Origin of the sequence: Flagellimonas marina (genome assembly GCF_042651185.1) — a bacterium.
Classification (GTDB): domain Bacteria; phylum Bacteroidota; class Bacteroidia; order Flavobacteriales; family Flavobacteriaceae; genus Flagellimonas; species Flagellimonas marina.
The window spans coordinates 1-12700 of the sequence record NZ_JBHSCL010000004.1; the positions used below are offsets into that span (position 1 = coordinate 1).

A 12700-nucleotide genomic window follows, 5' to 3' on the forward strand; every position below is an offset into this window, starting at 1 on the left:
GAGTAGGTAGCCGCCTTCCTTGAAAGCCCTTCACTTTAGTGAGGGGCTTTTTTTGTTTTTATGCGCTATCTTTTATTATGAGATTTTCTTTAGAATCTAAATAAAAAACTCTCCACAGAAATGAATCCATGGAGAGTTCCCATAAGAATGGTTTGGTTGGGTATTTACTCTTTATACTCTTGGTAGATCTCCATCACCTTTAAGCGGCAAATCGGATTTTCCCATTAAATACGTGTCTACATGGTGTGCAGCCTGTCTCCCTTCAGAAATGGCCCATACAATCAGGGATTGACCTCTTCTTTGATCACCGGCTACAAAAACACCAGGTACATTTGTTTTATAATCTGCTGCTGATGCCTTGATATTGGTTCTTGGATCCATTTCCAATCCCAATTGGTCAGAAATTGAGGTTTCTGAACCTGTAAATCCAAGAGCCAACAGAGCCAAATCGCATTCCCATTCTTTCTCAGTCCCTTCAACTTCTTTTAAAACTGGACGTTGGCCAGGAGCTGTTTCCCAGAAAACTTCAGAAGTGATCAAACCTTTAAGGTTGCCCTTGTCATCACCCACAAATTTTTTGGTGGAAATGCTAAAAACACGCTCAGCACCTTCTTTGTGTGAAGAACTGGTACGCAATCGCATCGGCCAAAAAGGCCATGGCTGTCCTTCAGGACGTTCTGGTGTTCCTTTAGGCATAATCTCAAAATTGGTCACCGAAACTGCACCTTGTCTAATTGAGGTTCCAATACAGTCAGAACCGGTATCCCCACCACCAATAACAATCACTTTCTTTCCTTTAGCAGAGATGTCTTCGCCCTTAAAGGGAATACCATCTACCTTACGGTTGTTTTGCGGCAAGAAGTCCATGGCTTGTGTTACTCCTTTTAAATCTGCCCCTGGAATGGGCAAATTTCTTCTAACTGTAGCCCCTCCACATAGCACAAGGGCATCAAATTCATTTTGCAAATCTTTTGCACTGACATCAACTCCAATGTGAACTCCAGTTTTGAATTGAATGCCTTCTTTTTCCATCACCTCTATACGTCTATCGATGACGTTTTTTTCCATCTTAAAATCAGGAATGCCATACCGCAAAAGACCACCGACTTTTTCATCGCGCTCAAAAACGGTAACTTCATGTCCAGCTCTGTTAAGCTGCTGGGCAGCTGCCAAACCGGCGGGTCCTGAACCAATAACGGCAACTGTTTTTCCCGTTCTTTGTGTTGGAGGTTCTGGCTTGATCCATCCATTTTTGAAAGCAGTCTCGGCAATTTGCTTTTCAATGTTCTCTATGGTAACAGGGGGTTCGTTTATGCCCAATACGCAAGCTTCTTCGCAGGGAGCAGGGCACAATCGACCTGTAAACTCAGGGAAATTGTTGGTGGCGTGCAATATTTTGGCCGCCTTTTCCCATTTTCCTTGATATACGGCATCGTTAAAATCCGGAATTAAATTGCCCAATGGGCAACCACTGTGGCAAAAAGGAATACCACAGTCCATGCAGCGGGCTCCTTGGTTTTTTAATTCTGCCTCTTTAAGAGGTTTAGTAAACTCCTTATAGTTTTTGATACGTTCTTTGACAGGGGTGTAAGCTTCGTCCTTTCTGTCAAATTCCAAAAATCCTGTAATCTTTCCCATTTCTCAAATTATAAGGTTTCCATTTTTTCTTGTTCCAATCGGATGAGTGCTTGACGATATTCTTCTGGAAATACTTTGATGAATTTTGGAAGGTATTCTTCCCATTTTTCCAAAATTTCCTGCGCCAATGGACTTAATGTAGCGTTGTAATGGTTTTCGATGAGTTCTTTGAGTTGCTTTACATCATTATCTTCTTCAACAGGGAGCAAATTCAAATCCTCCCCGTTACAACGTTTCTCAAAAGAACCATCCTTGTTTAGCACATAGGCAATACCACCGCTCATTCCGGCACCAAAGTTTCTTCCTACACCGCCTAAAATAACGGCCACACCACCCGTCATATATTCACAACCGTGGTCTCCGATACCTTCAACAACAGCTTTAGCTCCTGAATTTCGAACGCAGAAACGCTCACCGGCTTTACCATTGATGTATGCTTCACCAGAAGTAGCTCCATAAAGTGCAACATTACCAATGATGATGTTTTCTTCGGGTTTAAAGGTTGATTTAAACGGTACTTTTATCACCAATTTTGCTCCAGATAGTCCTTTGCCCAAATAATCGTTGGTGTTTCCGTTCACGATCATGGTTAGTCCTTTAGTGGCAAATGCCCCAAAACTCTGTCCGGCCGAACCTGTAAAATTCAATTTAAGTGTATTGTCCGGAAGGCCTTCTGCACCATAAATCTTTGAAATCTCGTTACTGATGATGGCTCCCACAGATCTATCTGTATTGCGAATTGGGAAATCCAAGGAGGTCTTTTCTTTTCTGAACAACGCCGGGTGTGCCTTGGCTATGATTTCAAACTCGATGGATTTATCAACGTCGTGTTGTTGCTTTACCGTATTATAGAATTTGGTTCCTTCAGGGACATCTATTTGATATAAAATGGGGCTTAAATCAATACCAGCAGCCTTGTAGTGCTCAATGGCCTTGTTTCTATCCAGTTTTTGCACTTGACCCACCATTTCGTTGATGGTTCTAAAGCCAAGTTTTGCCATGATTTCACGAAGTTCTTGGGCTACAAAGTACATGTAGTTGACCACGTGTTCCGGTTTTCCCTGGAATTTTTTGCGCAACTCTGGGTTTTGTGTCGCAATACCCACAGGGCATGTGTTTAAGTGACAGACACGCATCATAATGCAGCCTGAAGCAACTAATGGTGCAGTGGCAAACCCAAATTCTTCGGCCCCTAGCAAGCAAGCTACGGCCACATCTCTTCCTGTTTTTAATTGTCCATCACATTCCAATACCACCCGGTTTCTCAAATCGTTGAGCACCAAAGTCTGTTGAGCCTCTGCGATTCCCAACTCCCATGGAAGTCCGGCGTGTTTCAAAGAGGTGAGAGGTGATGCTCCCGTTCCGCCATCAAAACCAGAGATTAGGATAACATCCGCTTTTGCTTTGGATACCCCGGCAGCAACGGTTCCTACCCCTACTTCTGAAACTAGTTTTACATTCACCCGCGCCTCTCTATTGGCTGACTTCAAGTCGTAGATCAACTGGGATAAATCCTCAATGGAGTAAATATCGTGGTGGGGCGGAGGGGAAATCAAACCTACATAAGGGGTTGAATTTCTGGTCTTTGCAATGGCTGGGTTCACTTTAGGTCCAGGCAATTGTCCACCTTCCCCGGGTTTGGCACCCTGAGCCATTTTTATTTGTATTTCTTGGGCATTGGTTAGGTAATTGGAAGTAACCCCAAATCTACCTGATGCCACCTGTTTGATGGCACTGTTTTTCCAATCACCTGTCTGGCTTCTATAAAAACGAACCGGATCCTCACCTCCTTCACCTGAATTGCTCTTTCCTCCAATTCGGTTCATGGCAATCGCTAGATTTTCATGTGCCTCCTTACTGATACTACCGTAGGACATGGCGCCCGTCTTGAACCGTTTTACGATTTCGGTCCAAGGCTCAACTTCTTCAAGTGGAATGGGGTCATAGTTCGAAAATTCGAACAATCCACGGATTGTCATTAAGTTTTTAGACTGCTCATTAACCAATTGGGAATACTCCTTATAAGTATCCGGCTCGTTATTGCGTACCGATTTTTGAAGTTTGGCAATACTTAATGGATTGAACATGTGCTTTTCGCCATTTCTTCTCCAACGATACTCACCACCAATCTCAATATCCAGATTGGCTGCTAATTCCTGGGTTGTGAATGCTTTTTTGTGACGCTTGGCTATTTCCTTCTCAATTTCGTACAAGCCAATTCCCTGAATACGTGTTGGTGTATTGGGGAAATATGTGTCCACTACTTTGGTGTTGATGCCAATGCATTCGAATAGTTGAGATCCCCGGTATGAGTTCAAAGTGGAAATCCCAATTTTGTTCATCACTTTTAGGATGCCCTTGCCAATGGCCTTGTTGTAATTTTTTATGGCTTCCTCAAAAGTGTATTCTGTAATGTTGTTCTCTTTTATCTGCTCCCCGATGATTTCATTCACCAAATAGGGATTGATGGCGCTTGCGCCAAATCCAAACAATAAGGCGAAATGGTGTACTTCGCGTGGTTCGGCAGATTCAATGATGATGCTCAATTTTGAACGTTTCCCCATCTTGCGCAAACCACTGTTCACATAGGAACAGGCCAACAAGGCGGGTATTGCGGCCATTTCGGTGCTCACCATTCTGTCTGAAAGGATAATAATATTGGCTCCCTCATCAATCGCATCAAACGCTTGTTGAAGAATGGAGTCTAAAGCCTCCTCCAGTCCATTGTGTCCTTTTCCTACTTCATATAACATGGAAATGGAGACTACTTTGTAATCGGGGCTGGAATCGTAATTCTTGATTTTATCCAAATCCTCTTTGGAAATTACCGGATTTTGAATCTTTAGCTTTCTACAATGAAGCTCATTGATATCAAAAATGTTTTGGTCGCTCCCAAGGGTTAGGCTAATATCGGTAATCAACTCTTCACGGATACCATCCAACGGTGGATTGGTTACCTGAGCGAACAGTTGTTTAAAGTAATTGTATATAAGTTGAGGACGTTCAGATAATACTGCAATTGGTGTGTCTGACCCCATGGAACCGATAGGTTCTTTACCTTTTTCGGCCATGGGCATGATAATGGTATTGATGTCTTCCAAGGTATACCCAAAAGCTGCCCTTCGGGTGTCTAGTGGAAATTCACCATAGAAAACAGGGCAATCATTATAAGGTATATCACGAAGGTGTACCAAGTTATCCTTCAACCATTTCTGATACGGATGTTTTTTGGCGATGGCCTCTTTGATTTCTTCATCATTAATGATTCGGCCTTCCTCCATGTTCACCAAGAACATTTTTCCGGGCTCCAATCGCCCGTGGAATTCAATATCTTCAGGATCAAGCTCCAAAACCCCGGTTTCAGAAGACATGATCACATACCCTTTTTTGGTCACTGAGTATCTTGATGGACGCAGTCCGTTTCGGTCTAATACGGCACCAATGTAATTTCCATCGGTAAACGGAATGGAAGCTGGACCATCCCAAGGTTCCATTAAACAAGAGTTATATTCGTAGAATGCCTTCTTGGATTCAGACATTTCTTCATTCTTTTCCCAAGCTTCAGGAACCAGCATCATCATTATCTCTGGTAGTGAACGGCCGGTCATCAACAACAATTCCACAACCATGTCCATACTGGCGGAATCGGATTTCCCTGGCAGTACTACGGGCAATATTTTTTTAATATCCTCCCCAAACCAGTCACTTTCCATAAGTTCTTCGCGAGAGCGCATACGGGAAACATTTCCCCGTAAGGTGTTAATTTCCCCATTGTGGCACATGTACCTGAACGGTTGGGCCAAATCCCAGGTAGGGAAGGTATTGGTGGAAAACCTTTGGTGCACCAAAGACAATCGGGTAACTACCCTAGGGTCCAAAAGGTCCTCGTAATATCTGCTGATATCCTTTGGCATCAACAGACCTTTAAAAATGATGATCTTGGTGGAAAGACTAGGTAAATAGAAAAATTTACTTTGGGACAGCTTACTATTTATGATGGTATGCTCTGTAATTTTTCTAGCGATGAAAAGTTTTAGGTTGAACTGGAAGTCGTCCAAAGACTCACCCTTGGCAATAAAAACCTGTTTTACGTAGGGTTCGGTTTGCGCTGCAATACTTCCCGGCACGGAACGATTTACAGGAACATCTCGCCAACCCAGAAGCTGAAGTCCTTGTTTGGCAATATTTTCTTCGAGAACGGAGATACAAAAATCCCTTTGGTTTTCTTTTTGGGGAAGAAATACATTTCCCACCGCATAGTCACCGGCTTCGGGCAAGGTAAATTTGCAGACTTCCACAAAAAAGTTATGGGGGATATCAATCAAAATACCGGCACCATCACCTGTTTTACCATCTGCACTTACGGCTCCACGATGTTCCAACTTATCCAAAATCTCGAGGGCTTTGTGGATAATATCATTGGATTTTTTTCCTTTTAGGCTGCAAATGAAGCCTGCACCACAGTTATCGTGCTCAAACTCGGGTAGATATAAACCTTGCTTTTCCAATTTCATCATTATGGTATTTCTTCAAAAATATCAAATCTGATGAATAAAATACAGGGTTTTTAGGCAATGTCCAATAAAAAATCAACGTAATGATTGAAGGGTTAAAAAATATGCAATATCAGAATTTCACCAATGTTAAATTATGATTATCTCAAAGTGAAGTTATAAATATGTTGTAACCCATCCCAAAAGAAGGGGTGCTGCTAAAATAGTTTTCTTTGAGATAAAAATAACATAGTATTTTGGGGATTAATCCGAAAAAAGTTTAATAAATGTAACTTAAACCCCCTTTTTTAGGGGGTTGTGTCGGAGTGTGAATTTTTAGTCTTTCAAAACACTTCTAGAAATAACAATTTTTTGAATCTCTGAAGTGCCTTCATAAATCTGTGTGATTTTGGCATCGCGCATTAACCGCTCTACATGATAGTCTTTTACAAATCCATTTCCACCATGTATTTGAACTGCTTCAACACTGGTCTCCATAGCCACTTCTGAGGCGTATAATTTAGCCATTGCACCAGAAAGCGTATAGTCCTTGCCTGAATCTTTATCGCACGCCGCTTGGTATACTAAATTTCGTGCAGCTTGTATTTTGGTATGCATATCGGCTAATTTAAAGGCAATGGCCTGGTGGTTGGCTATTTCGGTTCCAAATGTCTTTCGTTCTTTGGAATATTTTAAGGAGAGCTCATAGGCTCCGGCAGCAATTCCGAGGGCTTGTGCAGCAATCCCAATTCTACCTCCTGCCAAGGTTTTCATGGCGAATTTAAATCCAAAACCGTCTTCTCCGATGCGGTTTTCCTTTGGAACTTTTACATCATTGAAAATTAGAGAGTGGGTGTCGCTTCCACGAATGCCCAGCTTGTTTTCCTTGGGTCCCACCTCAAAACCATCCATCCCTTTTTCCACAATAAGGGCGTTTATGCCCTTATGTCCTTTTTCTATATCGGTTTGGGCAATGACCAAATAGACTTCCGCGCTACTGCCGTTGGTTATCCAATTCTTGGTTCCATTCAAGATGTAATGGTCGCCTTTGTCTAGGGCAGTTGTCTTTTGGGAGGTTGCGTCACTACCCGCTTCTGGTTCGGAGAGACAAAACGCCCCAATGATTTCACCGGTTGCCAAGCGAGTCAGGTATTTTTCTTTCTGGGCTTCTGTTCCAAAAGTTTGCAGTCCCCAACATACCAATGAGTTGTTCACAGAGACCATAACCGAAGCGGATGCATCGACTTTGGAGAGCTCTTCCATGGCCAATACATAAGAAAGGGTATCCAATCCACTGCCGTTATATTTTTCGCTTACCATCATGCCCATAAAGCCGAGCTCCCCCATTTTTTTGACCAATTCAAAGGGGAATTTTTGGGTTTCATCCCGTTCAATTACTCCGGGTAGTAGTTCGTTATTGGCAAAATCCCTTGCCGCCTGTTGAATCATTAATTGCTCTTCGGAAAGTGTGAAATCCATAAAACTGAAAAATAACCAAAAATATAGCGCAAATATAGTGTTATAATGCCAATTTTACATAAAAGTATACTGATGAATGAGAATGATTCAATATTTTTTGAAGGCCTTATGAGGCAACTTTACTTTTTCACAATAATTTATTAACTGAAGATTATGCGGAAAAACTCATTTTGAATATCTTTAGCGCAATTGAGAACTACTTCAAAATTTTTACAAAAATAAACCAAGCTTAACATGGAGACCCTTCTGATTGTCATTTTTGTCATTGGATATTTGGCAATAACACTCGAACATAATCTAAAAATAGATAAACTTATTCCCGCACTGGCCATGATGGCCATTATGTGGGCATTAATGGCCTTTGGAATTGATGGTTTCACCACATGGTTTGATTCGGGTGCACATGCGCTTTTAGATAATTTTGGTGCCTTAGGACATGAAGAGAAATCACACCTTCTAGAAGAGACCTTACTTCACCATCTGGGGAAGACCTCTGAGATTCTGGTTTTTCTTCTGGGAGCCATGACCATCGTAGAGATCATTGATTATTTTGATGGTTTTGCTACCATAAAGACCTTTATAAAGACGCGGAGCAAGAAGAAAATCCTTTGGATTTTTTCTTTTTTAGCTTTCATTCTTTCTGCAATCATAGATAACCTTACCGCAACAATCGTTTTGATTTCCATCCTTCAGAAAATTGTAAAGGACAGGGATACAAGACTTTGGTATGCAGGTTTGATCATTATTGCGGCAAACGCGGGGGGCGCTTGGTCACCTATTGGAGATGTGACCACTACCATGCTTTGGATTGGCAATAAAGTTTCCACGGCCATGCTTATAGAGCATCTATTGGTCCCATCTTTGGTATGTATGGTAATTCCATCCTTCATTGCATCTTTCCTTCCGGCCTTTAAGGGAGAGATAGATGTAGAGGATGAAGAGCAGCCAAAATCCAAATTTGGTCCCACCATGTTGTATTTAGGCCTTGGGGCCATCGTATTTGTTCCTGTTTTTAAAACAGTAACCCATTTGCCGCCTTATGTTGGAATGATGCTTTCTTTGGCAATAGTCGCCACCTTTGCCGAAATATACAGTAACTCCAAGATTGCTATATCCTCTGTTGATCAAGAAAGTGATGAGGCAGCTCATCACAGCCCTGTGCACAGTGCTTTGACCAAGATAGAATTACCAAGTATCCTTTTTTTCCTTGGAATTTTAATGGCTGTAGCGGCTTTGGAATCTTTGGGATTGCTTTTCAACTTCGCCGAAGGACTTAAGCAGGGAATGCCGTTAATGGGCACTGAAATGCCAGGCACGCAAATCTCAGACCTAGTGGTGCTTTTATTGGGTGTAGGATCCGCGGTTATTGATAATGTTCCTTTGGTTGCAGCCAGTTTGGGGATGTTCTCCGAACCTATGGATGATCAGCTATGGCACTTTATCGCATACTCGGCTGGTACTGGCGGAAGTATGCTGATTATTGGTTCTGCCGCTGGAGTTGTTGCCATGGGAATGGAGAAGATAGACTTTTTCTGGTACCTTAGAAAGATAGGTTGGTTGGCTTTCATCGGGTTCCTTTCTGGAGCTATTTGTTACATGATGATGCGATATTTGTTCTAAAAAATACTTTAGCTCAAAAATCTCCGTTATTATTGCATAATAAATTGGGGATTTTATATGAATATTTTTCAAGAAGTAGCTGAAGGTGTTGAGGCAGGAGCCTCTATTTCAGAAGAAAAGACACTTTCCGTAATAGACCTTATCGTTAATGGAGGTACAGGGAGCATCGTAATAATCTTGGTGCTTTTTGTCCTTTTGTTTGTAGCACTCTACATTTATTTTGAACGGATTTTTGCCATTAAGGCAGCTTCAAAAATCGACAAAAACTTCATGAACCAGATTCGTGATCACATCATGAACGGCAAGTTGGACGCGGCCAAAATCCTCTGTGCCCAAACAGATTCACCCGTAGCTCGATTGACCGAAAAAGGAGTGTCGAGAATTGGGAAACCTTTGGATGACATCACCACGGCCATTGAGAACGCAGGAACATTGGAAGTTTACAAACTGGAGAAAAATGTCAGTGTCCTGGCCACTGTGGCCGGCGCTGCTCCCATGATTGGTTTCTTGGGAACCGTAATTGGTATGATTTTGGCTTTCCATCAAATGGCAAGTAGTGGTGGGCAAGCTGAAATGGGGTTGTTGGCATCTGGTATTTATACTGCCATGACCACAACGGTAGCCGGTTTGGTGGTAGGTATTATTGCCTACATCGGATACAACCACTTAGTGAATAGAACCGATAAGGTGGTCCACAAAATGGAAGCCAACGCCGTTGAGTTTTTGGATTTGTTGAACGAACCTATATAGAGGTCCCAATATGAAATTGAAAGGAAGAAATAAGGTCAGTCCAGAATTCAGTATGTCGTCCATGACGGATATTGTATTTCTGTTGCTGGTGTTTTTCATGTTGACATCCAATGCGCCCAACGCCCTGGATTTGCTATTGCCAAAGGCAAAGGGCAAGTCTACCAATACGCAGAATGTTTCGGTTACCATCAACAAGGACCTTAACTATTTTGTGAACAACGAGCAGATTAACAAGGAATACATTGAAATTGAATTAAAAAAGGCACTTGAAGGTCAAGACAAGCCGACTATTATCCTACGTGCGGAAGAAAGCGTTGCCATAAAAGAAGCGGTCAACGTTATGGATATCGCCAATAGGAACAACTACAAGGTCATCTTGGCTGTGCGGCCAAAATAATGGCGTTTTTAGATACGAGACACAAGAAAAAATCATTCACGCTCACTACTCTTCTCTTGAGCGTATTGCTCCTATTGCTTTTTTATATAGGACTCACTTATATGGACCCACCCATAGAAAACGGTATTGCGGTTAACTTTGGCACCATGGACTTTGGTAGTGGCGAAGTTCAACCCAAGGAAAAGGTACGATCAGAGCCCCAAAAAGTGGAGTCAGAACCCGTTGAAGAAGTTCAACAAGTAGAGCCAGAGCCACAGGAAGAAACGGTTCAAGAAGAACCTGAACCTGTGGAAAAAGTACTGACCAGTGACAATGAGGAATCCATCCGAATAAAACAGCAACAAGAAGCCAAACGCAAAGCAGATGAAGCGGCCAAGAAAGCCAAAGAAGAAGCAGAGCGCATTGAGCGTGAAAAAAGAGAGGCTGAAGAGAAAAAACGTCAGGAACAAGAGGCGAAAAAGAAAAACTTGGACGCACTTATCGGTGGAATTGGTCAGTCTGATGGAACAACCACTGGTAGCGAAGGCGATGATAACAGGGCAGGAGATAAGGGGCAACCCGATGGTGATCCTTATGCCACAAGCTATTATGGAGCTCCTGGAAGTGGGAGTGGAGGAGGTGGTTATGGCCTCAATGGTAGGTCTTTGGTCAATAGTAATGCGGTGCGCCAAGAATGTAATGAAGAAGGTCGTGTTGTGGTCAGGATAACAGTAGATAGGTCTGGGAAAGTCATAAAAGCAGAACCCGGTGTCAAAGGAACGACGAATACAGCTCCATGTCTTTTGGACCCCGCACGGAAAACAGCACTTAGCCATCGATGGAATACAGATTCCAATGCACCCGCACAACAGATAGGTTTTGTGGTAGTCAACTTTAAACTGGGGCAATAGTGACCTACAAGGAGACCCTGGAGTGGATGTTCTCGCAACTTCCCATGTACCAGCAAAAGGGTATTGTGGCCCTGAACGCCAAGATGGATAATATCATCGAGTTCTGTAGTTTGCTGGAAAATCCCGAAAGGAAATTTAAAACTATTCATGTTGCAGGAACCAATGGAAAGGGTTCATGCAGTCATATGCTCGCTTCAATACTACAAGAAGCGGGGTACAAAGTGGGACTATACACCTCTCCTCATTTAAAGGATTTTCGGGAACGGATTAAAATCAATGGTCAAATGGCCAGTGAAAAGTTTGTGATTGATTTTATCTCCAAACACAAATCCTTTTTGGAATATAAGAAATTGTCATTTTTTGAAATGACTGTCGGGATGGCCTTTTCCTATTTTGCTGAAGAAAAGGTAGACATAGCTATCATAGAAGTGGGTCTGGGTGGACGACTCGATTCTACAAACATTATTATTCCTGAAGTTTCCCTTATTACTAATATTGGATTGGACCATACCCATATTTTGGGTGACACCATAGAGAAAATAGCCTTGGAAAAGGCGGGAATCATTAAACCAAGGGTTCCTGTGGTCATCAGTGAGCGCCAGCCGGAAACGGAAATGATCTTCACTTTGATTGCCCATCAACTTCAATCAGAGATAATTTTTGCAGACACACTGCAGGAGCGCAACTATAAAACTGATTTGCTTGGTGAATACCAAAAGCAGAATGTTAGAGGGGTTGTTGCCGCAATTCAACAGTTAGGGGCTTTTAATGTCACTGAAAAGGCAATTACAGAGGGATTGCAAAAAGTAATTTCAAATACAGGCTTGATGGGCAGATGGCAGGTTTTACAAGAAAAACCAATGGTGGTATGTGACACGGCCCACAATAAAGAGGGATTACACTATGTGTTGAAGCAAATCGCCAAGCAAAGGTATGAGCAGCTTCACATGGTGTTGGGTTTTGTAAATGACAAAGATGTAAAGGGTGTTTTGGAACTATTTCCAAAAGAAGCCAACTATTACTTTGTAAAGCCCAATATTCCCAGGGGAATGGATGTGGGGAAACTATCGGAATTAGCTAAATCACAGGGAATCGAGGGTGAAAATTTCACCTCGGTGGATGCGGGATTAAAAGCAGCTTTGGCCAATGCTAAGAACAATGATTTTGTCTATGTTGGGGGCAGCACATTTGTTGTGGCAGAAATAGTGTGATTTTTTTCGATTTTTTCTTTTTTGTATCAGAAAAAGGATGCTATATTTGCACTCCATTTGAGAAAATGGAATAGGGCGCGTAGCTCAGTTGGTTCAGAGCACCTGGTTTACACCCAGGGGGTCAGGGGTTCGAATCCCTTCGCGCCCACGACACTCACAACTAGTTTGTGATTTTAAGATTTAAAAACCCATCAAGTTTACTTGAATGGGTTTTGTTTTTTT

Annotated in this window: 8 protein-coding genes and 1 tRNA gene; 6 read left to right on the top strand and 3 right to left on the bottom strand. The window is 42.3% G+C overall.

The features are described 5' to 3' along the window. Positions 1-171 precede the first annotated feature (171 nt). From ACFOWS_RS03530 to ACFOWS_RS03540, 3 genes are all read right to left on the bottom strand, one after another. Positions 172-1638 carry a glutamate synthase subunit beta gene (locus ACFOWS_RS03530; protein WP_379762604.1) on the bottom strand — a complete coding sequence of 489 codons (1467 nt, stop codon included), beginning with the start codon at positions 1636-1638 and terminating at the stop codon, positions 172-174. A gap of 8 nt (positions 1639-1646) precedes the next feature. After that, complete coding sequence (gene gltB, locus ACFOWS_RS03535) at positions 1647-6152, bottom strand: glutamate synthase large subunit (protein ID WP_379764467.1); 4506 nt, start codon at positions 6150-6152, stop codon at positions 1647-1649. Positions 6153-6467: 315 nt separating this feature from the next. Beyond that, positions 6468-7610, bottom strand: a complete 1143-nt coding sequence (locus tag ACFOWS_RS03540) for an acyl-CoA dehydrogenase (protein WP_379762605.1) — start codon at positions 7608-7610, stop codon at positions 6468-6470. 234 nt (positions 7611-7844) lie between these two features. On the opposite strand from ACFOWS_RS03540, the gene nhaD reads away from it, so the two are divergent. From nhaD to ACFOWS_RS03570, 6 genes are all read left to right on the top strand, one after another. Then, positions 7845-9230 carry a sodium:proton antiporter NhaD gene (nhaD, locus tag ACFOWS_RS03545; protein WP_379762606.1) on the top strand — a complete coding sequence of 462 codons (1386 nt, stop codon included), beginning with the start codon at positions 7845-7847 and terminating at the stop codon, positions 9228-9230. A 57-nt stretch (positions 9231-9287) separates the two neighbouring features. Next, complete coding sequence (locus ACFOWS_RS03550; RefSeq protein WP_366590910.1) at positions 9288-9980, top strand: MotA/TolQ/ExbB proton channel family protein; 693 nt, start codon at positions 9288-9290, stop codon at positions 9978-9980. 10 nt (positions 9981-9990) lie between these two features. After that, the gene (locus ACFOWS_RS03555) at positions 9991-10377 is read left to right on the top strand and encodes an ExbD/TolR family protein (RefSeq protein ID WP_366590909.1); all 387 of its coding nucleotides are present in this window, start codon (positions 9991-9993) and stop codon (positions 10375-10377) included. Beyond that, positions 10377-11267 (top strand): energy transducer TonB, encoded by an 891-nt coding sequence (locus tag ACFOWS_RS03560; RefSeq protein WP_379762607.1) that lies wholly within the window; start codon positions 10377-10379, stop codon positions 11265-11267. The genes ACFOWS_RS03555 and ACFOWS_RS03560 overlap by 1 nt, the downstream gene beginning before the upstream one ends. Further along, positions 11267-12478, top strand: coding sequence for a bifunctional folylpolyglutamate synthase/dihydrofolate synthase (locus ACFOWS_RS03565; RefSeq protein WP_379762608.1), 1212 nt, complete (start codon positions 11267-11269; stop codon positions 12476-12478). The genes ACFOWS_RS03560 and ACFOWS_RS03565 overlap by 1 nt, the downstream gene beginning before the upstream one ends. 73 nt (positions 12479-12551) lie before the next feature. After that, positions 12552-12626: transfer RNA gene (locus tag ACFOWS_RS03570), tRNA-Val, on the top strand. The last annotated feature ends 74 nt before the right edge of the window (positions 12627-12700 follow it).